We start from the raw sequence: 20,750 nt of genomic DNA, 5'->3' as shown, positions 1-20,750 counted from the left end.
TTACAGGGCTTTCATTAGGGGAGTCTGTTATGCTTAATAGGAGAAGGCTGATGATTAGATATCCATTGTTAGAAAAGGGACAAACGTTTGGGGTTACAGCCCCATCATCGGGTGTACCAATCATCTTTGACATTGACTGCGGTCATGTTCCACCGCAAATGACGTTTATAAACGGTGCTTATGCTGAGGTTGAAACGCAAAATGGAAGAGGAGTAGTCGTGCAACATTTTATCTGAACAAATGAAAAAGCTCACCGCAGAAAGCGAGGAGCTTTTTTCTATTCGTTCACATATTTGCTAGTCAACAAACTTATCGTACGGCTTCTTTAGGAAGATCTTTTAAATACCATGCATCCATTGCCGAATGCTCAGATCCTTCTAGTGGTTTTTCGAGCAGAGAAAAGCCAAACTTTTCGTACAAACGACATGCGGGTGCTAGGGCGTGCTGTGTTTCTAGATAGCATTTGTCATAGTGATTGCTTGCAAAATCGAGCGCTGTCTCCATCAGCTTTTTCGCTAAACCGAGACCTTGCACATCTGGCGTTAAGTAAAGTTTTTGAAGTTCACAAACACCTTCTGCTTCATCAAACGGAGCAATTCCGACTCCACCTGCAACAGTGCCTGCAACTTCGACAACCCAGTAGCGGGCGTTTGTTAAATCAGTATAATAGTGATGCAGATCGTTTAGCTGAGGGTCAAAGTAGGCAGTGCCAGGAATGTCTAAGCCAAGTGATTTGAGAGAGTGTTGAATAATTTCTTTTACGACGGCATTGTCTTTTGATTCCATTTCTCGAATAATCATAGCAAGTCTCCTTTTAGGAGTAGTCGTCCCAACAGATAGAATAATATGTATATATTCAGACTAAATGGTAGAGAAGAGAAGATCAATACATTTTTTAGCCATAAAAAAGGAACGATCCACCTTATCGGATCGTTCCTTTTTCAATCACGACGATTTCGAACGCTCGTTGTCATTAAAAATGAGTACGAGTGCCAGTAGCATGAAGATCAGGCCGACTAAGCGAGACCAATCAAAGTGAATGACTTCGCCGCCAAATAAGCCGAATTGGTCAATGATAAACCCAGCGCCAATTTGTCCAACGATCGCTGTAATGTTCGCAGCGGTCACGCCGATTTTTGGAACGGCTAAAATCGTTAAAAATAAATAGCCAACGCCGAAGAATACCGCAATAAGCTGCCATTTAGGTGCGTGCGCGATGTTCAGTAAATTTCCATCTCCGAAGAAAATCAACCATAACGCTAAAAATAGCGAACCACTCATAAAGGTAATAAAAGCAGTTTCAAGTGTTCCGATACGATTACTTAGTTTTCCGTTCACAGAAGATTGCCCACTTAATAGGACACCGCCTAAGAAAGTGAGAAGTACAGGTATGATCGTCAATTACATTCGCCTCCTAGTAAATAAAGAATAATGCGACAAGCATAAAGAGAATGGCTAAGCCACGCTTCGGCGTAATTTTACGCTTTTTGCTGCCCATCCAGCCAAAGTGTTCAATCAGAATACTTGCGATCATTTGTCCAACGACAACCGCAATCATTGAGATCCCAACGCCGACCTTTGGAATCCCAAATACAAGAATACTTAAATAGCCAACGCCAAATATACCACCTAATAGATACCAGCGCGGCACTTTAAAGGTTTGACTAAGTTCTCCTTTTCCGAAGAACATAATAATAAGAAATAAAATAATACTACCGACAAAGAAATTATAAAAGCTGCTTTCAAACTTACCGATAATTTTTCCTAGCTCACCGTAAATGGCTCCTTCTGTACTAAGCAGCATTCCGGCAATGAGTGCAAGTACGTAAAAAATAATTTTGTTCACAGAGTGATCCTCCTTCTTCTGTTGTTTTATAAATCTATATATCGAAATAAATAGATATGAAAGCCTGTAAGGGACAGCTTAAAGCCGTTCCTTTATGTCATCAGCTAACCGTTTAATCGCCTCTTCATTTCGGCGATAGTACGTCCATTTTCCATGGCGCTCTGACTCTAATAAGCCTGCTTCTTGAAGCATAAACAAGTATGATGAAATCGTTGACTGAGATAATCCTGATTTCTCTTGAATATCTCCTACGCATACGCCACCCTTATCACTCAAATTTTTCGATAACAATGCTTCTGGTTTATCGAAATGCTCATGAGGATTTTTCAACCAGTCAAGGATTTCTAACCGCGTATCATTGGACAGTGCTTTAAAAATTTTTTTGTTCATCATGTGTCACATTATATCTATTTTTTTCGATATGTCAATGTATGTGTGCACATTGATGCTCAAATTTTCACAAAGTCATACTATAACAGGAGAAAAAGCAGGTGTAAATAGGGAAAATTTATGGTGATATTAACCAAAAATAATAAGGGATGAGAGACACGTGTTGATTGATATGAAGCGCTCATTAAGGGAACGATCTGTTTATTTAGACGAAGAAGATCGCCTTCTCGTGGAAAAAGCCATCGTATTTGCAGAAAGAGCTCATCATGGGCAGCGGAGGATGACAGGGGAAGCATATGTGATGCACCCTTATCATGTATGCGAAATTGTAATGGAGTATGAGGCAGACGTCACAACACATTCATGCCCATTTCCAAATGAATTAACAATAACAATATTATGGTAAACTTAAAACCCGAGACGGTTATGTCTCGGGTCAGTTGAATTAGGCGTGAAGAAGCTCGGATTGTTCCGTTGCTTCTTTAATGAAGCCCTCGATTGTATCACCATAGGTTTTCGGATCTCGAAAATAGCCCATTGCGTGTTCGGCGTTTGGCACAATAAGAAGTTTTTTCTTTGTTGGGCACGCATCGTATAGTTTGTAAACCATCTCTGTTGGGACAAACGTATCCGCATCGCCGTGGATAAATAAAATGGGGACGGTTGCTTTTTGCACTTGGCGAATCGCGGATACTTCACCGAATGTGTACCCCGCTTTTAGTTTTGTAATGGCGCTTGTGATTGGTAAAATTGGGAATCTTGGCAACTTGAACATTTGCTTCAGCTGATATGACAAAATATCATTTACTGACGTATACGAGCAGTCTGCGATAATACATTTTACTTGTGGTGGCAACGACTCACCGCTTGTCATAAGGACGGTAGCACCACCCATTGAAATACCGTGCAGAATAATGTGGATGTGATCGCCGAGTTTCTCCTTCATGACGTCAATCCATTTCATAATGTCTTGGCGATCATGCCAACCAAAGCCAATGTAGTTTCCTTCACTGTTTCCATGGCCACGGTTGTCTGGCGAAAGCACGTGAAATCCTTTTTGATGATAAGCATAACCAAAGCTGCTCATATCTTTTCCTGTTGCGCCGTAGCCGTGAACGAGAATGACAAGCTGATTTGAGGGAGCGTTTGGCTCAACGTATGTAGCGCTCAAACGTAATCCATCAACCGAGCGTGCGTGAAGCTCTTCACCTGGATTTGTCGCCACCCAATCTTCGCCTTCCTTGACGAGTTTTGCGACTGATTCCTCAAGATCTTTTTCATGTGCAAGAAACTTCTTTTCCTTATTTGAAATAGCAAAATCATATAAATAATAGCCTAATCCGACAAGACTAGCCCCTGCGAGTCCAATGCCAACTTTTACTGATTTTTTCATTTTTATCATACTCCTTGCTTTAAAGGTCGAATGTATTGATTAGGATACCACATCTGCAAATAAACAAACCTAAAAAATGCTCATGAAGTCGGTTATTGAATAATCAGCCTTTTTCGTTTATTTATGGTAAAATTAGGTATAAAAGGATCTTCAGAGAAACAAAGGGGGGTGGGGGATGGTTATTGGTACCTTTTTAGAGGGCGTATATGTCTTTCTTTTTTGGTGGGTTCTTTTTCTCATTTTTCATCGAGTGCTTCATCGTTCTCCAAAAGTGAATACGTGGAAGAAAGATTTACTTCTTACTGGATTGCAGACGGCGTTCTCACTAGTCGTTTTAATCGCCGTATCTTTTTTCTGGGGTAGACATTAAAAGAAACAGGAGGTGTATGTTAAATGGATCATTCAGCTCTTATTATTATTGACGTGCAAGTGGGGATGTTTTTAGAAGAAAACCCCGTTTTTGAAGGTGAAGCGCTTTTGACTAAACTTGAACATCTTATTGAGCAGGCAAGAGCGGTAGGAATGCCAATCTTCTATGTTCAGCATAATGCAGGTACAGGAAGACTGTTAGAAAGAGGAACGGAGAATTGGAGCATTCATCCTCGCATCGCACCAACAGATCAAGAGGCTATCATACATAAACGAACGCCAGATGCCTTTTACGAGACGACACTCCATGAGAAATTAAAACAGCGAAACGTTCGGCACGTGATTCTAACAGGGATTCAGTCAGAAGTGTGTGTGGATACCACATGTCGAAGTGCTTTCAGCCTCGGATATGACGTAACGCTCGTTTCTGATGGGCACAGCACATGGGATGCAAATGGTCTCAGCGCCTCTCAGATTATTCATCATCACAACCAAACCTTAACGTGGTTTGCTCGCTTAATAGAGGCAGAGAATCTATCTTTTTAATGAGTAGAGTTCCTTTTTTTAAAAGGGGCTCTTTTTTTCGAATGTACCCAAACCTACTCTCTTAAACGAACATACACTACTATAAGTGATTACAGTAGAGAAAAGAGTAGAGAGGAGTCGCTTGAATGGGGAAGATTGTAGATCTCTCTTATTACCAAGGAACAATTGATTTTGCGAGAGCAAGTAAAGAAATTGATTTGGCGATCATCCGTGTACAGTACGGGGCTCAAACGGTTGATAAACGATACAAAGAATATGTAGAAGGCTGCAAAAAATACAACATTCCGTTTGGACACTACGCATATGCCAGGTACAAAACGATTGGGTCCGCGATTCAAGAGGCACGTTTATTTATGGAGCGTGCAGATTCAGCGGCGAAGTTTTTAGTCGTAGATGTGGAAGAGATGACATTAACAAGACCTTCTGAGATTATTCCTGCCACACAGGCATTTATCCTCGCCTGCAAGCAAAAGGGATGGAAGGTAGGGTTATATACCGGTCATTCTTTTTATAAAGAGTACAACATGGGACAAATTGAGGCAGACTTTTTATGGATTCCGCGCTATTCTGGAAGTGACCGCGGTATTCCACATACTAATCGCCCGGACATGCCGTGTGATTTATGGCAGTATACCCAAGCAGGAAGAGTAGCTGGTATTAGCGGAAACGTTGATTTAAATGTACTGAACGGGCCTCTTCCGTTATCGTGGTTTACGACAAAAGGACAGCCCATTAAAACAGAACAATCAAGTGCACCGTCCAATACAACGAAGACACCGGGGGGAAGAGTCATGAAGTTAAGCGATAATCAATGGAAAGAGCTTGCGACGATTTATAAAACGGCGTACGATAAGAAAATTTTATCAAGCGATGAGTGGGTCAAAAAAGCACAAACGAAAAAGCTGACGGTTGATGAAGCGATTTTTCTGAACACGGTTTTAGTGGGAAGAACGTTATAAAAAATCGCTTTTCTCTTGCAGTATTTTTGGTATGATAGAACAAGAGACTGTGTAGAGAGAGGTTTGAATATGGACGTCTATGAGAACATCGATTTAACGAAGGTGTATGACTACAAGGAAATGCCTGATAAAACGTCAGGGCGCTGCGATCATTGTGGAAATGCACTGTTTAAAAGTACGGTAAAAGATTTCGTCTTTCTTCGTGAATGTCGAAACTGTGGAATGAAAAAGAAGATTTAATAGAAAGAGCCTTTCGTGTGAGAAAGGCTCTTCTTTATCAGGTATTTTATACATAATGGAATGATTTCGAGAAAGGGGCACGTATGAGAGGAAAGCCGGAGCAAAGGATCGAAGTGGAGAAAGTGTATAAAACAAAAATGAACGGTAACGGACTGTTTATTGCACGAATCATTCAAATTCCAAGAGAAGAAGAAAAGCTCGATTTTGTGCTGGTGGTGCAAAATTGAAAAACAAAAACGTTCACTTATCAAAAACGCTTGGTTACAACGGATAATCATTACCATTCGTTTCGACTCGCACGTGGAAGCCTTCAATGGGTCTCGTTGTATACAGTTGCCGTTTGGGATAATCTTGGTCATAAATTAGTCGAAGTATCTACCTTAACTGGACGAGAAAGCTACCGCATCGCGGATGAGCATTGTTCAGCTTATCGAGAGAAATGAGTAGGTAACGACGCGTGGGATGGTATTGACTCAGAAGACGTGTCGTTGTTTCATAAACAGTTGAATCATTACAGATGAGAGAGAGCTAAACTGACATTAGCGGGGGGATATAATGAAAGATGTAAACCAACTTATTAATCATTTTGGGCTACACGTAACAGAGATTAATAGCGTGCCAGAATCGTATAGTTCAACGGTATATGAGCTAACGCTCGAAAGTGATGAGCGCGTATTTTTGAAAATTCCGTATTCCAAGGTTAAGCTTCAGCGAGAGTATGAGGTACTTCGACTTCTACAGGATCAACTTCCGATACCATCGCTGTTAAATTATTGGGAAGGCGATGGAGAGAACGTAGGAGCCCTTTTATTAAGCGCAGTGCAGGGGGTTCCGTGTACGAATACGATAACCGAGGAGCTTGCGCATGATATTGGCGTTTGCCACGGGCGCCTTCATAATGTCCCCATCTCTTTATTTGACGGCAGTGAAGCGGTTGAACGTTATGAGCCGAGTACATTTCGCGCTTTTATAAAAGAGAAATTTAACAGTTTTTGTCCGTATGCTAAGGAGCTTTTAAATCCTTCAGTTTTTGAAGAGAGCGTGGCGTATTTTGAGGAGGCTTTTGACACCTTGCCTTCTCCAGATGGTCCGTTTTTTATTCATATGGACTTTCGACCGGGAAATATCTTGACGCAGGATCAGAAAGTAACCGGGATCATTGATTTTGAGAGTGCACGTATTGGCTCAACGGAAAATGATTTTACGAAAGTGAACCGCGATCTATGGATGAAAGATCCGAAGACGAAAGAAGCGTACATAAAAGGCTATGAAACCATTCGCCCGATGATTGATTTAACAAAAACCCTCCCTTTTTACCGCTTTTACGATGCCTTTTGCTCTGTTGGGTGGGGAGGAGCAAGAGGAAGTAAGAATCACCAGAGGTTCATTGAAGAAAACAAAGAAATTTTAATGGAGTATGTGAACGTAAAGATGCAATGAGGTGACGAAAGGTGAATTTTGTGTTTAATGTGATCGCAATCATAGTGATTATGGTTGTGATCTATGTAATGATGATGTGGGTCGTTGATCGGCGCATTGCTTTAGAACTTGTCAACTCGTTATTAAGAGTCTGTCGTCTGCATCAACTTCAGCTAACGTTTCTTCATACTGTTAAGAGAAAGTACCGAAAATATGAGCGCGAGATTGATTTTATGCTCGGCGTGAAATATGCGCAGCTAAAGCAATACGAGGAAGCTACGGTCCATTTTAATGACGTTTTTTTGAATGAGGACGAGACGTTTATGTACACGGAACAACTTCAGTGGGTATTGCCTTCCTATGAAAAAACAGGAAACGTGCAGGATGGAAAGCTAGTCATAGAGGCATTTAAACGGCAAATTCGTCATGATGCAAGGTTTGAAGATGTCATCAAACCTTATTCTCAGCTGTTTGTATAAAGGGTAGAACGAAAAAGGACAAGTCATTCTGATTGAAATAAAAGTAGGGCCTAATTCAAGCAGAAATTCATTTTGATGCATTGATCTAAATCAAATAAAAACGCTGTTGATGGTTACATTCAACAGCGTTTTTTTGTAATAGGTTAGGTTCTTATAATTCAAGATCTATGATTTTGTTTGCTGAACGCTGCGATAGAAGCAGCACAACAAGTGAGCTACCAACGGACACACCAGCGAGTAAATAAACGGCGACAATATGAATATGATCACCGATGAGTCCCATTAGAACGGTTGATAATCCAAACGTCAGCATAACGAGTGAACCTTGTGCGGCATAAACTTTAGCCAGCAGTTTTTCTTTTACAAGCCGCTGAATCGTCGTGTGAATACAAAGACTTTGCAGCTCTTGCGCCACTCCGTTTAGCCCGATGATGATCACCGCAATAATCGGAAGCTGATTGAGCCCAAAGGAGAGCGTTGTCAGAACAATAATACCGGTTGTTCCTATGAGAAGAAGGGTGTGCTTCGTTTCAATAAATTCACTATACTTCATGCCGATGAACCCAGCGAGCGTGAGTCCAATTAGCATCGAAACATTCAAATAGCTCCACCACTGTGTTCCAACGTGTAATCGTTCCTGTAGAAATGGGTAGAGAATGGCTGATACCCAAACCGTATTGGCGATGCTGTTAAAAAAGATCAGAAGGTGAAAGGTACGCATTTGTTTTTGATGAAGAATGACACGCCATCCCTCCCACATGGACTGTGTGGTACGAGTGGATGTAAATTCACTTTCCTGAAGGCTTCGAATGCCGCTCATGACGATCGTGGAAATGCCATATAAGATGAGCGTAAACCATAAAAGTCCGTTGGCGTGTAAAACGCCGGCTACTACTCCCCCAATGGCCCATCCGCCTAGCTGAATACCTTGATAAAGAGACGAGAGAATGCTATTTGCCTTTACTAGGTCTTCCTCTGTTACGAGCTGTGGAAGCAATGCGCTGCTTGCAGGGTTCGCAATTCCATCTAGTGACGCAATCAAAAAAATAAGTACAAACAGTACGGGAAACAAGTGGTTGTATCCATGTAACGTACTATAGATGGATAGGACAAGCAGTAAGATGGTTTTGCAGAGCTGCGAATAGACTAGTAGATGCTTTAGACGATACCGATCAATAAATAATGGTGCTAGAAAGCTGCTTAAAAAGCCAGCCATCGTATTGCAAAACGGAACGAGCGCGACGAAAAACATCGAGTTTGTTACGTTATAGACGGTGGAAATAAGCGCTACAATGTAAAACACATCACCGAGATTAGCAAAAGATTGCCCGTAAGCAAGTGAGTAAAAAGATTTTGTCACTGTTAAATCCCCTTTTGTGAGGCTACCTTGTACATGCCCTTACAAGGCTAGAAGGCAGGGGCATGACCTAGCAACCTTGATTTTTTCAACACTTATATGGTTGTCATAATCGTTTCACAAAAAGAAATCACATTGGACAATTTCTCCTATCAATCTTATAATTTTAGAAAATACTTACAATTACTTTCTCATAAAGAAACGGTAATTTCAACTAGAACATCATATGAAAGGAAGGAAACGATGGCAACATTCCAACAAATTATGGACTTAGATTTTGCATATTTAGAAACGTTTACGAAAAGAATTCAAACGAATTGGGGAGCAATTTTTGTAGATGAAGACAACCCGCGTTATTATGATGCTAATCATGCGCATCTCGCTTCTCAGCCGGAAAATTCAGAGGAAGTAATCCATGAAGTGAGTGCTTTTTATGAGTCAAAGGGTATTGTACCGCGCTTTTACCTATACAACACAGAGGAACTAGGGGATTTTAAAGCGGCTCTCATTAAAAAAGGCTTTCAGTATGAAGAACTGAAAACGCCTGTTCAAGTGTGGAATCGTTCTTTAGAAAATGAACGGCAGCGGGAAGAAATTACGATTGAACGCGTAACGAAACATAATAAAGAAGCGGCGATTGAGATTGAGTGCAGCATTGAGGAGTTTGGTGGGAGTATACGAAGAGAAGCCTTCGAAAAAGAGTTCGCGCATCCTGCCTTTGTACACTACATACTACGCTACAACGGAATTGCCTGTGGAACTGCCTGTTTGTATCGTCATCATGATCAAGGAAGAATAGAAAGTGTGGCCGTTTTAAAGGCGTATAGAGGCAAGGGATTAGTCGGGCCACTACTGCATGAGATCAAGCAGGAATCGTTGAAGCAAAACGTCGAAACGCTATGGCTTTTTCCTATTAATGAAAGTATTCAGCGCGTATACGAAAAATACGGATTTGAAACCGTTAAACAGCTGACAACGGGTCATGCTTATTTGAGTGGCCGAAGTATTATCGAAATTCAGGGTACGTAAGGGGGAATAAAGCAAGATTTTTATTCTGCTTAACTATGTGTCAGAGGAAAACGACTGTGGTTTTTCTCTTTTTTGTTTTGTAAAGAAATATAAGCTAAAAAGAAGGCTATTCAAGGAAAAGGCGGTGTGCTAAAATAAGCTGTTCATTTTGAATGAATACATAGTACTTACAATATTTGAGGTCATTTGTGAGGGTACGTACACGAGATTATCTTTATCAGGAGTTGAACAACAGTGAAACAAAATAAATGGTTTCTACTGGCCATCATCAGTAGTGTGTTGGTTATTTTGTATGAGTTTTTTAAGTGGGAAATCGTTGATGTGATTACCGAATTTATGCTGTTTCCCCTTGCTTTCGTTCTGTATGGTTTTTTTATTGTGGCCACGATCAAAGCGGTCATTGAACTCGTTAAGCACAGAGACTTGAAGCCGATCATTGTTCAAGTCGTCACGATTGCTCTTTTATTTTTGGTTCCATTTAATCAAATTAATTTAAGAGTTGATTTTGAGCTGCATCAATCCAAAAGAGAAGAAGTAGTAAAAAAGATTAAAAGCGGCGAGCTCAGCAAAAACATATCGGATCAGCCTACATTGATCACTTTACCATCGGAATTTAAGAATCTTTCAAGCGGCGGCGGTGAAGTAGTCGTTGCAAAAACAAGCGGTGGGTACAGCATTCTATTTTTTATGTATTTAGGAGCAATGGATAACTTTTCTGGCTTTGTTTATACACCTACTCATAAAAAACCGTCTGAAAAAGCCTTTGATGCTCATTTCAGAGAGATGACGAAGATGGATCGAAATTGGTATTTTGTTAGTTCATACTAAAAAAAGGCAGTGAAATTACTGCCGTTTTTTCTATTGAGTTTCCTTCATATCGCGTTTCATTTGAAGAAATAAATAAAGTGAGATGAGTAAGCTTCCTCCCATTAAAATAGAAGCGCTAATAATGGCTTGTGATTTTTCGGAATCCGTGAAGTAAGAGGCAATAGGTGTTGGTACGATAATAAGAAGCGGAACGACAATCGTCGACCACGTTTTCATCATGATGGAGCATACGATAAAATAAAGTGAGCAGACGATGATAATTAAGTTATTTTGTAGAGGTGTTGCGGTCCATACAGGTGTAAGCTCTAACCAATTGTTTAGTAGTTTAACAGCTATGAATAAGACAAGCGGTAATCCTCCACCGATGCCATAGAGCACCATTTGAGCGGAAGAAGACAATGCTTTTAAGCTATCTAAACGCGCAATAACAATGAATAAAATGAGCCCAATGGCGAAAATAGACAGGTAACCAATCATTTCTAATAGCGTATACGCTGCTTTTCCCTGAACGGCGTCTGGTAAAATAATGTATGCAATGGAAAGCGGGAAGAAAAGCATGAGAAGGGACAAGATTTCCTTTTTATCCGTTTGCATTTCATTTTTTACTTGTTTCATATAGGATTTAGGAGAACCCCCGGTAATATCATCAATGTTTTTCCCGCGCTGTTCGGCCTCTATGAGGTGATCTCGTAATTCCTCTACAATGTCTTTGATTTCCTGTTCATTCTTTCCATACGTTGTTAAGTATAGATGTAAGTCCGTTAAAAACTGTTCGGCTTTTTTAGATAACATGAACATCACTCCTTTATTGTTTATGAAACAGCGTGTTTACCGCCTTTGATAAGTCATTCCATTTTTCTTCAAAATCCTCTAGGCGCTCTGTTCCCAGGTCCGTAATGGAATAATATTTTCGCTTTGGCCCGCTAGGTGAAGCCTTTGTGACCGTTGTAACGAGTCCGTCTTTTTGCATGCGCATTAGAACGGGATAAATACTTCCTTCACTAATCATGTGAAAGCCATACTGTTCAAGCTTTTCAATCATTTCATAGCCATACGTTTCGCCCCGTGCAATGACGGCGAGTAGACAGCCATCCAAAATTCCCTTTAACATTTGTGTGCTTGTTGCCAATTACCCAGCTCCCTTGTAATGCAAGATAGTAAATCGAAACGAATGATTCCCTTTTGTTGGGAAGTAAGTATCTTGTAATACATGATAGAACAGAAAATATTGGAAGTCAACTATTTTGTAAAACAAGATAGTGACGAATAACAAAAAAGATGGAATAATTTTCTACATGACACCATTTTAGACGCTAGAGGAGAAAACGAATGGATACGAGGCAATTTAAGGAGATCATCACAAAACTTTTTCCTGAGAAGCTTCTTCAGGAATTTGATGATGATTATGGTTTCATATATGAAGCCAACCGCAGCATTCAACGAATTGGGTATGCAACCAATCTATCGTTAGAGGTTATTGAAGATGCACATAAGTCAGGTGTGGATCTAATTGTAACGCATCACGACGCATGGGATTTCCTTCACGGATTAAGAGAGGCATGTGTTGGCAAGCTGAGGGAATATAAGATTAGCAGTTTCTACATTCACGCACCGCTTGATTTTGTGGAATTTGGCACATCTACGTCTCTTATGAACGTCATTGGAGTAGACGTTGAACGCTATTCCATCTATGACGGGGGTGATCTTCCGGGGATTGGCTTATGTAAGCCTCCTATTTCATTTGAATCACTTTTACAAAGTATGCGTACATCTCTTCAAGAGCCTGTCCGTGGATGGAAGAATCACGATCAACCCGTAAAAAGAGTGGGTATTTTAACAGGTGCAGGTCATACAACTGACCATCTAAAATGGGCGCTGGAACAAGGATGCGATACGTATATAACCGGAGAAGCAACGCTATACGGCATTCAGTATTGCGTCGTTTGTGGGTATGAATCTCATCGCAGGAAGTCATACGTTTACCGAAATATTTGGCATGCGAACGCTGGCAGAACGCATTAAAGAATTGAATTCGACGGTTGAATTAGTCGAAATTAGAGAAGCGCACTTTGAACTTAATCATGGAAAAGAGGTGTAACGATGAAGATATCTCCACAAGTTTTTCAACGAAACGACCTGTCTTACATCATTCGTTCCGCTACAGAAGACGACGCAAAGGAACTGTCGGCCTTACGTCTTCAAGTGGACGGGGAAACCGAGCATTTTGATCGTGAGCCCGGTGAGGGGTTTATTGATGAGCAAGGATTTCAAGAGCTCATTGGGAAAGATACACGTACTCCACAATGCCTTTTTCTTGTGGCAGAAGTAGAGGGAGGTCTTGTAGGATTTTCGCGCTGTGCGGGAAGTGAATTAAAGCGCCTTTCACATCAAGTTGAATTTGGAGTAGGGGTGAAAAAGACACATTGGGGCTTGGGGATTGGAACCAATTTGCTAAAGGAATCGCTAAAGTGGGCCGATCAGCAGCAAATGAAAAAAATGACGCTCCGTGTACTGGAAACGAACAAGCATGCAATGGACCTATACATAAGACTTGGTTTTGAAGTAGAAGGCGTATTAAAAGCAGACAAGCGCTTATCAGACGGAAAATACTACAATACGGTCATGATGGCACATTTTTTTAGCGGGGAAGAGAAATGAAAAGTTGAACGACATCCACAACGGCAAAGATGCTTGATATAGTGGTGAATGTAAAATAATTGAAAAAATGTTGGATTATTGAGGTAAAGATGATTATAATAATCTTAACCTTATGATCAAAAGGCGAAGACGGGAAAAGTAGGATGAAGAGATTTTTCACAGAGAGCTTCGGGTGCTGAAAAGAAGCAAAAATCATCATTTGAACAATGGTCCCTGAGCCTGTGTAGCTGAACGTGTTTGTACATGAGTAGGCTACCACGAGAGTTGGCGCTCGTTACCATAGTCACAGTATAAGAGCTGAATGCTCCGTACTTGTTGAGATGAAAGGTGTGAGCCTTTTATAAATTAAGGTGGTACCACGAGACTATAGCCTCGTCCTTATCTAATGCAGATAGGGACGGGGCTTTTTTGCGTTCATTTTACTAAAGGAGGAAACAAAATATGACGGTATTTATCGGAGGAGCTTGGCCTTATGCGAACGGTTCCTTGCATTTAGGGCATATTGCTAGTTTATTATCAGGAGACATTTTGGCACGGTATTATCGAATGAAGGGTGAGAAAGTTTTATATGTATCAGGAAGTGACTGTAACGGAACGCCCATTACGATTCGTGCCAAACAAGAGGGGGTCGCACCGAAAGAAATTGCGGATCGCTATCACAAGGAGTTTTACGAATGTTTTTCAAAGCTAGGGTTTTCTTACGACTGCTATACGCGAACCGATACACAAAATCATCATCACGTTGTACAGCTTATTTTTAACGAGCTTATTCAAAACGGCTGGATCTATAAAAAGGAAACCGAGCAGGCGTATTGTTATACGTGCGAGCAGTTTTTGCCTGACCGCTATGTAGAAGGAATCTGTCCTCACTGCGGTCAGGCAGCAAGAGGCGATCAGTGTGAGGCATGCTCCGCCATTTTAGATCCGGTTGATTTGCTACACAAGACGTGTAAAGTCTGTGGTGATCACCCGACTGTTAGAGAAACGGAGCACTTTTATTTTGCGCTTAGTCAGCTACAGGAACAGATTGAGAAGTATGTAAAGGAGAGCACGGGGTGGCGTGATAATGCGATTCGGCTTACCAAGCGCTATCTCAGTGAAGGGCTTCAGGATCGAGCTGCATCTAGAGATCTCCCAATTGGCGTACCTGTTCCGGTGAAGGGTTACGAAGAAAAGAAAGTGTACGTATGGATTGAGGCGGTAGTTGGCTATTATTCTGCGAGCGTAGAGTGGGGGACAAAGCACCAAAAATCATACGAAACATTTTGGGAAAAGGATGTCACGTCTTATTACGTTCATGGAAAGGATAATATTCCGTTTCATACGATTATTTGGCCCGCTCTTTTACTTGGAATGAACGGTGATGCGCTTCCTACGCATATTGTTTCCAACGAGTATTTGACGCTTGAAAAAAAGAAGCTATCGACCAGCAAAAATTGGGCTGTCTGGGTTCCTGATATGATCGAGCGCTACGATCCTGACTCCATTCGTTACTTTTTAACGATTAATGCACCAGAAAATCGCGATACGGATTTTTCATGGCGCGAATTTATTTTAAGTCACAACGGTGAACTATTAGGTGCTTATGGAAATCTTGTAAATCGGACGCTAAAATTTGTTGAGAAGTATTATGAGGGATTTCTTCCAAACGGTGAGCTTGATCTTTCTATTTCACAACTTGTCTCCACGCTGTATCAGACGGTTGGAGAAGGAATTGAAAAAACAGCCTTTAAACGATCGTTAGAAGAGATTTTTCAGGGGATTCGCGCGGTCAATAAATATTTTGATGAACAAAAGCCATGGCTACAGCGACAGGAGGACCCACAGGCCGGATACAAAACAATTCGAACATGTGTGTACAGCATCGTTAATTTTGCACAGCTTTTGGCGCCCTTTCTACCGTTTTCAAGCACCAAAATACAAACTCTCTTAGGAATAGAAGAATGGCAGTGGTTGCCCATTTCCATAAGTGAAACAACAATTCAAGGTATAGAACCGCTCTTTGAACGAATCGACGTCAAGCAGATTGAAGAAGAGTTAGATCGTTTAGCGAAGCAATCACTGTGAGCCTTTTATGTTGATTTTATGGTAAAATATTGAAAATAACTAAAACGAAAGGTGAGAATATGAACTACGTAGCAAAGTTAAATATAGCAAGCGTTCTGTACGGAATCGGTGCATGGGTCATTGTTGAATGTATGCTAAACGTTTATCGGATTAGTCGTATAAGCGGGTGGGATATTTCAAACGTGACAAATAGCATGATGCTTTAAATTATTTTAATAAAGGGAGATATCAAAATGGAGTATCGAATTGAGACGCTTGATTTTGACTTACAAGTTGTAGGGAAGGGCAAGGTAGTTAAAACAAGTAGAGCCTTTAAAACAATTCCCACGCTTTGGAGTGGCGCCAAAAAAGACGGATTTATGCAGCAGTTAATTGATATGTCTTGGGAAGAGCCAAAATGCACCCTTGAAAGCCTTTTGGGTGTTTGTGGAAAAGAGGCCGCCATTACGGATGAGGAATTTACATACTTTATGGGTGTCCGGTATGATGGAAAAGCTCCAATTGGTTTGGAAACGCACACGATTCATCACAGAACTTGGGCTGTTTTTCCGGGTATCACGAATGCCTGGAAACGATTATATGTAGAGTGGGTTCCAACTTCTGGATATGAACTTGCGGATATACCTTGTATTGAATGTTATTATCCCCCAAAACATAAACCTAGAAATGAACTCTGGGTTCCGATCATGACTAAATAAATAGATAAATTACTTGGAAATCAATCGCGCAAAAAGAGAACGTCAAAATATTACGGAAAAGGGCCTGAGTATAAAAATTTCTCTAGGCCTTTTTTAGATTATAAATATCCGGTGAATGGATATGTGATTCATTATTTTACACATGAAAAGGAAAGCTATAAAAAAGAGCCTATGGTTTCTTTTTTACATGCTTGTGGAGCCTTCTTTTTCTTCATACATTCATAGCGTTTTTAACCGTTTTTATGAGGGTGCTTTTTCGTAAAAAAGTACCAAACGCTTGAGAAGATATAAAAGACGAGCATGCATGCCGCAAATTCAACGAGGTGATTAATGATCCAGCTGTTGGTAAGGTGAACGCCTTTTAAAACGTCCAAGGTGACGTAAATGATAAAAATGGTGATAAAGCTTTGGGTATTCATGTTACTCTCCTTTTTGCTAAAGATAATGTGTATATTCACCATATCATACAGTTTATGGAGCGGTCACTTGTTTATTTTGAAAGCTAGATGTATGTTTCTTAAAAAAATGAACGAAAAAATGAAACTTTTGAATCCTGTCTTCGTATGAATGAGTAAGAAAAATGAAACGATTTTTTTAAGGGGGTGATTCCATGGGGCAGAGACGTATCAATTTAGCAGTTGTTCAAGTATGGCATATGTAAAAATAGACGGTAGTGCAGCATGGAATGCCTATACAACTATTAATCTATTTTTCTATTTAACAGGAGGTGGACTCTTATCCTACATGGATAGGATAAGAATCATATTTGATAACCATTAATTTAATATTAGTTGCGGTTCTAATTTTATTAACGGCTTTTTTCGTAGCGGCCGAGTTTGCGATTGTGAAAATGAGAAGCTCGAAGGTGGATCAGCTAGTAGCAGAAGGACGAAAAGGGGCGCTTGCCGCTAAAAAGGTAACGTCGCATTTGGATGAATATTTATCAGCCTGTCAGCTAGGGATTACGATTACAGCTCTTGGAATCGGGGCACTTGGGGAGCCGACGGTTGAAAAGATTCTTCATCCGGTTTTTGATAGCTTAGAGCTGTCTGCTACAGCCTCTTATTTTTTATCCTTTGGTATCGCGTTTGCGGTCATGACATTTTTACACGTTGTAGTGGGAGAGCTTGCACCGAAAACGGCTGCTATTCAAAAAGCTGAAACCGTAACATTATTATTTGCTACACCGCTTATTTGGTTTTATCGCATCATGTTTCCGTTTATTTGGATTTTAAACGGATCAGCGCGTGTGTTAGTCGGGTTATTTGGACTAAAGCCTGCCTCTGAGCATGAGCTTGCACATAGTGAAGAAGAGCTGCGTATTATCTTGTCTGAAAGCTATGAGGGCGGCGAGATTAATCAGTCTGAATTTAAATACGTAAACAATATTTTTGAGTTTGATAACCGTGTGGCACGAGAGATTATGGTGCCTCGAACAGAAATGATGGTTATTTCCAGTAATCAAACGGTAGAAGAATTTCTGCACCTTGCCGTTAAGGAGCGCTACACGCGCTATCCGGTTGTAAGTGATAGTGACAAAGACCAGGTGCTAGGTCTTGTGAACGTGAAAGAAATTTTAAATGACGTGGTTATCGATGACTCGATTAAGAAAAAGCCGATTGATTTGTACATGAAGCCGATCATTCAAGTCATTGAGTCCATTGCCATTCACGATTTGCTGCTAGCCATGCAGAAGAAGCGTATTCACATGGCGGTATTGATTGACGAATATGGTGGAACGGCTGGTCTTGTCACGACGGAAGATATTTTAGAAGAGATCGTCGGAGAAATACGAGATGAGTTTGACGAAGAGGAGCAGCTTGAAATTCAAAAAGTCGGTGATCACCACTACAAACTTCAAGCAAAAGCGCTCATTGCGGACGTAAACCGCTTGCTGTATCTTGATATTGATAATTCGACGATTGATACAATTGGAGGCTGGATTTTAACGCAAAAAATTGATGTACAGGTGGACGATTCAATTTTTTACGAAGGATATCAATTTACAGTTAAAGATTTAGACGGTCATCAGATTAAGGCCATCGAAGTAGTGAAAGTCGAAGAAGAGCACAGCGCCGAATAAAAGAAAGCCCGGGATTTTTTCCGGGCTTTCTTTCTGCTTACAATAAAAAAACTAAAAACTAAAATATAATTACGATTGCTAACGAGCATACGACAAACAGCAAAATAGGAATAAAATAAAGAGGATAGGTAGGGTAAAATTTTTCTAACAAACGAACGGTTAAAACGTCAATGAATCCATACAAAAACCCTATGAAGAAGCCAACGACCCAAAAGGAAATTCCTTGGTGACTTCCAAAATAAGATCCTCCTAGCAATCCTAATACGCTTAAAATCCCAATGTATAGACCGTTAAGCCGTAATGAGCTAGGTGTTCCTAATCTCCCAGCAAGTAAAGATAATAGATTCATATAGACAATTGTCCACAGTCCTACAAAAAAACTGATTCCTGCTGTGATAAGCATATAATCTGTCATTGTTCGCTCTACATTTATCCCACGAATTTCTAAATAAAAAGCTGTTAGGATTGAAACAAGCAATGTGGAAATGAGGCTTGCGTTCGTTTTACGAATTAATACATGATCTAACAACTGCTTCTGTTCCTTTCTGCCGTCTACACGGCCATTTTAAGTAAACTTTTCTCTTAAGTAAAATGAGATTACCCTTCTAAATATATCCAAATTTATCTTAAATGTCATTGCGAAAAGGATAGTAAGGGGAGTTTAATCTGAGCAATCGGTCTTGCATCATGCAATCACGTCCTTCTTCTATTCCTAAAAATTACCCTGCTATATGACAATGACTACTTTGTTTTGACATCATACAGCTGAAGATAAAGTTGGAACGTCACTAAAGCAAACCGCCTTTCCTTTTGGGACGAATGATCGATTTTTAGCGGCTGCGCTTAATCTGTATTCCAATCGCATGATTCGTAAAGAAAAGAAAGCAGTCAACATCTGTTCAACAATCAAACGTGTGGACGTTTGATTGGTTTTGGTGTGGTAAAATATAGAAAAGGAGAGATGGATTGTGATTACCGTTCGACAGGCGCATCTACATGATGCAGAAGCCATATTACGCGTTCGCCGTGAACTGATTGAAGAGGAAATGTTTTTAATTTCGACAGTGGAGGAGTTTCACGTAACAAAAGAGGAACAAGAGAAAAGCCTAGAGCAGACTAAAAAACAAGGCGGTGTTACGCTTGTAGCCGAAACAGACGGGGAGGTCATTGGCTTTCTTTCTTTTAAACGAAGTCCAATGAAACGACTGTCTCATGCTGGTTTTTTTGGTATGGGATTAACAAAATCGATACGAAATCAAGGGGCCGGGAAAATGCTCATTCACGAGATGCAGCAATGGGGGAGCAAACAAGAAGGGTTAGAGAAAATTTGTTTAGGCGTTCTCTCAAGCAATGAACGAGCTGTTCACGTGTATCAAAAAATGGGATTTGTAGAGGAAGGAAGGGAGAGAAACTTCTTAAAATTTGCGGACGGCTCGTACGCGGATAATATGTTGATGGCGTTCTTTTTGTGACAAGTATAGCGAAGAGATATTCCCAGAGGATGTTGCTCTGGGAATTTTTTTGTTTCTTTTCCTGTTTTCTATACGAACGCTGACATTCCTTCCTTTTATGATGCTGTTAAATTTTTTGCGACAGCGATCAAAAATGTAACGAATGGCCTTTAAGCACCGTCTACTGTTGAAAAGGGAGGATGATGAAATGAAAAAAATGATGATAATGATTGCACTTGCTAGCTTACTAGGGTGCTCACATAAAGAGGAAAAGGATGTTCATCCACCTGCTATGTTTATTCAGCAGGGAGATCAGCAGCATAAAACGTATCTTGGAAGCTATTGCTGGTCAGGCGTAGGTCAAGCAGTGTGTGTAGATAAAGCAGCGCCTGAGAAAATCGTAAAAGGGAAAAAAGCCATAGAGGTAAAGGCCGGAGAGACATTATCCTTTGCCATAAATGCTAAACGGAAGCCTACTAGCGCCACGCTATCACAACTAGTAGATGGAACTGAAAAAAAGGTTCGTACGCATCATGATCAGTTTGAAGTGCCGACGGAGCAAGGAACGTATGGCTATGTGTATGATGCAAAATGGTCAGAGCAGAAGGAAAAGGATGTACCTGCTAACAGTGCTCCTTATGTATTTTTGATTCAAGTAAAGGAATAGAACTGTATCTTTTAACAATGGGGAGCTGGTTAATAAAGTTACGCTCACTAGTATAATGGTAATTGAAGGAAATGATTATTAAATAGGGTTTCCACCATGTTTGTTCAACGAAAGACTAATTTAAATGGTAAATGCTTTCCCTATATAAAAACCGCTCAGAGTTAAATTCTGGGCGGTTTTTTTGCTAGTTCTACGGTTAGCGTACGTGGTTAAAAACTTTTACGAAAACATTCCAACGTTCATATTCAGTTCACAGAGTCGTTTTATAGTA

Annotated in this window: 25 protein-coding genes, 4 pseudogenes and 1 other annotated feature; of the genes and pseudogenes, 19 read left to right on the top strand and 10 right to left on the bottom strand. The window is 40.5% G+C overall.

All coding sequences use genetic code 11. The features are described 5' to 3' along the window. Positions 1 to 113: 113 nt before the first annotated feature. Positions 114 to 236 (top strand): annotated as a pseudogene (locus tag IE339_RS13045) (LD-carboxypeptidase); the annotation flags it as partial. A gap of 73 nt (positions 237 to 309) precedes the next feature. Here IE339_RS13045 and IE339_RS13040 read toward each other — a convergent pair. The 4 genes from IE339_RS13040 to IE339_RS13025 all read right to left on the bottom strand — a co-directional run bounded on the left by IE339_RS13040 (position 310) and on the right by IE339_RS13025 (position 2,236). Further along, a complete protein-coding gene (locus IE339_RS13040) occupies positions 310 to 801 on the bottom strand; it encodes a GNAT family N-acetyltransferase (RefSeq protein ID WP_242168121.1) in 492 nt (163 codons plus the stop codon). 144 nt (positions 802 to 945) lie between these two features. After that, positions 946 to 1,401, bottom strand: coding sequence for a DMT family transporter (locus tag IE339_RS13035; RefSeq protein ID WP_242168119.1), 456 nt, complete (start codon positions 1,399 to 1,401; stop codon positions 946 to 948). A 13-nt stretch (positions 1,402 to 1,414) separates the two neighbouring features. Further along, entirely contained in the window at positions 1,415 to 1,846 is a 432-nt protein-coding gene (locus IE339_RS13030) for a DMT family transporter (RefSeq protein ID WP_277933909.1), read from the bottom strand. A gap of 78 nt (positions 1,847 to 1,924) precedes the next feature. Beyond that, the gene (locus tag IE339_RS13025; RefSeq protein WP_157052731.1) at positions 1,925 to 2,236 is read right to left on the bottom strand and encodes an ArsR/SmtB family transcription factor; all 312 of its coding nucleotides are present in this window, start codon (positions 2,234 to 2,236) and stop codon (positions 1,925 to 1,927) included. Positions 2,237 to 2,396: 160 nt separating this feature from the next. On the opposite strand from IE339_RS13025, the gene IE339_RS13020 reads away from it, so the two are divergent. Next, the gene (locus tag IE339_RS13020) at positions 2,397 to 2,642 is read left to right on the top strand and encodes a hypothetical protein (RefSeq protein WP_242168117.1); all 246 of its coding nucleotides are present in this window, start codon (positions 2,397 to 2,399) and stop codon (positions 2,640 to 2,642) included. Between the two features lie 39 nt (positions 2,643 to 2,681). Here IE339_RS13020 and IE339_RS13015 read toward each other — a convergent pair whose 3' ends face one another. After that, positions 2,682 to 3,629, bottom strand: coding sequence for an alpha/beta hydrolase (locus tag IE339_RS13015; RefSeq protein WP_242168115.1), 948 nt, complete (start codon positions 3,627 to 3,629; stop codon positions 2,682 to 2,684). Positions 3,630 to 3,804: 175 nt separating this feature from the next. On the opposite strand from IE339_RS13015, the gene IE339_RS13010 reads away from it, so the two are divergent. The 7 genes and pseudogenes from IE339_RS13010 to IE339_RS12980 all read left to right on the top strand — a co-directional run bounded on the left by IE339_RS13010 (position 3,805) and on the right by IE339_RS12980 (position 7,641). Next, positions 3,805 to 3,999, top strand: coding sequence for a hypothetical protein (locus IE339_RS13010; protein ID WP_242168113.1), 195 nt, complete (start codon positions 3,805 to 3,807; stop codon positions 3,997 to 3,999). A gap of 23 nt (positions 4,000 to 4,022) precedes the next feature. After that, entirely contained in the window at positions 4,023 to 4,544 is a 522-nt protein-coding gene (locus IE339_RS13005; protein ID WP_242168111.1) for a cysteine hydrolase family protein, read from the top strand. Positions 4,545 to 4,669: 125 nt separating this feature from the next. Continuing rightward, positions 4,670 to 5,503 (top strand): GH25 family lysozyme, encoded by an 834-nt coding sequence (locus IE339_RS13000; protein WP_242168109.1) that lies wholly within the window; start codon positions 4,670 to 4,672, stop codon positions 5,501 to 5,503. 69 nt (positions 5,504 to 5,572) lie between these two features. Next, the gene (locus tag IE339_RS12995; RefSeq protein WP_169775964.1) at positions 5,573 to 5,743 is read left to right on the top strand and encodes a DUF8096 family protein; all 171 of its coding nucleotides are present in this window, start codon (positions 5,573 to 5,575) and stop codon (positions 5,741 to 5,743) included. A gap of 83 nt (positions 5,744 to 5,826) precedes the next feature. Then, positions 5,827 to 6,186, top strand: a pseudogene (locus IE339_RS24765) (hypothetical protein). A gap of 112 nt (positions 6,187 to 6,298) precedes the next feature. Next, complete coding sequence (locus IE339_RS12985) at positions 6,299 to 7,183, top strand: phosphotransferase enzyme family protein (protein ID WP_242168105.1); 885 nt, start codon at positions 6,299 to 6,301, stop codon at positions 7,181 to 7,183. Between the two features lie 11 nt (positions 7,184 to 7,194). Further along, positions 7,195 to 7,641, top strand: coding sequence for a hypothetical protein (locus IE339_RS12980; RefSeq protein WP_242168103.1), 447 nt, complete (start codon positions 7,195 to 7,197; stop codon positions 7,639 to 7,641). Positions 7,642 to 7,792: 151 nt separating this feature from the next. Here the strand turns inward: IE339_RS12980 and IE339_RS12975 are convergent, their stop codons facing one another. After that, positions 7,793 to 9,001 (bottom strand): MFS transporter, encoded by a 1,209-nt coding sequence (locus IE339_RS12975; RefSeq protein WP_242168102.1) that lies wholly within the window; start codon positions 8,999 to 9,001, stop codon positions 7,793 to 7,795. A gap of 240 nt (positions 9,002 to 9,241) precedes the next feature. Between IE339_RS12975 and IE339_RS12970 the strand changes: the two genes are divergently transcribed. Together IE339_RS12970 and IE339_RS12965 are read left to right on the top strand one after the other, a co-directional pair. Further along, positions 9,242 to 10,027 (top strand): GNAT family N-acetyltransferase, encoded by a 786-nt coding sequence (locus IE339_RS12970; protein ID WP_242168100.1) that lies wholly within the window; start codon positions 9,242 to 9,244, stop codon positions 10,025 to 10,027. A gap of 234 nt (positions 10,028 to 10,261) precedes the next feature. Then, positions 10,262 to 10,855, top strand: a complete 594-nt coding sequence (locus IE339_RS12965; RefSeq protein WP_242168098.1) for a hypothetical protein — start codon at positions 10,262 to 10,264, stop codon at positions 10,853 to 10,855. 30 nt (positions 10,856 to 10,885) lie between these two features. Here the strand turns inward: IE339_RS12965 and IE339_RS12960 are convergent, their stop codons facing one another. After that, positions 10,886 to 11,647, bottom strand: a complete 762-nt coding sequence (locus IE339_RS12960; protein WP_242168097.1) for an HAAS domain-containing protein — start codon at positions 11,645 to 11,647, stop codon at positions 10,886 to 10,888. Positions 11,648 to 11,660: 13 nt separating this feature from the next. Beyond that, on the bottom strand, positions 11,661 to 11,984 hold the full coding sequence (locus IE339_RS12955) for a PadR family transcriptional regulator (RefSeq protein WP_242168095.1): 324 nt from the start codon (positions 11,982 to 11,984) through the stop codon (positions 11,661 to 11,663). A 200-nt stretch (positions 11,985 to 12,184) separates the two neighbouring features. Here IE339_RS12955 and IE339_RS12950 point away from each other — a divergent pair. From IE339_RS12950 to IE339_RS12930, 5 genes and pseudogenes are all read left to right on the top strand, one after another. Then, positions 12,185 to 12,953: pseudogene (locus IE339_RS12950) on the top strand (Nif3-like dinuclear metal center hexameric protein). A 2-nt stretch (positions 12,954 to 12,955) separates the two neighbouring features. After that, on the top strand, positions 12,956 to 13,513 hold the full coding sequence (locus IE339_RS12945) for a GNAT family N-acetyltransferase (RefSeq protein WP_242168093.1): 558 nt from the start codon (positions 12,956 to 12,958) through the stop codon (positions 13,511 to 13,513). 117 nt (positions 13,514 to 13,630) lie between these two features. Further along, positions 13,631 to 13,896: a binding site (T-box leader), on the top strand. 58 nt (positions 13,897 to 13,954) lie between these two features. Then, positions 13,955 to 15,580 (top strand): methionine--tRNA ligase, encoded by a 1,626-nt coding sequence (metG, locus tag IE339_RS12940; protein ID WP_242168091.1) that lies wholly within the window; start codon positions 13,955 to 13,957, stop codon positions 15,578 to 15,580. A 59-nt stretch (positions 15,581 to 15,639) separates the two neighbouring features. Then, the gene (locus IE339_RS12935; RefSeq protein ID WP_242168090.1) at positions 15,640 to 15,786 is read left to right on the top strand and encodes a hypothetical protein; all 147 of its coding nucleotides are present in this window, start codon (positions 15,640 to 15,642) and stop codon (positions 15,784 to 15,786) included. Positions 15,787 to 15,789: 3 nt separating this feature from the next. After that, positions 15,790 to 16,278, top strand: a pseudogene (locus IE339_RS12930) (GyrI-like domain-containing protein); the annotation flags it as partial. Positions 16,279 to 16,508: 230 nt separating this feature from the next. Here IE339_RS12930 and IE339_RS12925 read toward each other — a convergent pair. Then, complete coding sequence (locus tag IE339_RS12925; RefSeq protein ID WP_242168087.1) at positions 16,509 to 16,697, bottom strand: hypothetical protein; 189 nt, start codon at positions 16,695 to 16,697, stop codon at positions 16,509 to 16,511. A gap of 347 nt (positions 16,698 to 17,044) precedes the next feature. Here IE339_RS12925 and IE339_RS12920 point away from each other — a divergent pair, with 347 nt between their 5' ends. Beyond that, positions 17,045 to 18,361 (top strand): hemolysin family protein, encoded by a 1,317-nt coding sequence (locus IE339_RS12920; RefSeq protein WP_242168085.1) that lies wholly within the window; start codon positions 17,045 to 17,047, stop codon positions 18,359 to 18,361. A gap of 58 nt (positions 18,362 to 18,419) precedes the next feature. Here IE339_RS12920 and IE339_RS12915 read toward each other — a convergent pair whose 3' ends face one another. Then, positions 18,420 to 18,890, bottom strand: a complete 471-nt coding sequence (locus IE339_RS12915) for a hypothetical protein (protein WP_242168083.1) — start codon at positions 18,888 to 18,890, stop codon at positions 18,420 to 18,422. Positions 18,891 to 19,329: 439 nt separating this feature from the next. Here IE339_RS12915 and IE339_RS12910 point away from each other — a divergent pair, with 439 nt between their 5' ends. Beyond that, a complete protein-coding gene (locus IE339_RS12910) occupies positions 19,330 to 19,833 on the top strand; it encodes a GNAT family N-acetyltransferase (protein WP_242168081.1) in 504 nt (167 codons plus the stop codon). A gap of 187 nt (positions 19,834 to 20,020) precedes the next feature. Continuing rightward, positions 20,021 to 20,479 carry a hypothetical protein gene (locus IE339_RS12905; protein ID WP_242168079.1) on the top strand — a complete coding sequence of 153 codons (459 nt, stop codon included), beginning with the start codon at positions 20,021 to 20,023 and terminating at the stop codon, positions 20,477 to 20,479. Positions 20,480 to 20,750 lie beyond the last annotated feature (271 nt).

Origin of the sequence: Priestia koreensis, assembly GCF_022646885.1 — a bacterium.
In the GTDB taxonomy this organism is placed as follows: domain Bacteria; phylum Bacillota; class Bacilli; order Bacillales; family Bacillaceae_H; genus Bacillus_AG; species Bacillus_AG koreensis_A.
This window is presented reverse-complemented; position numbering and strand designations above follow the sequence as displayed.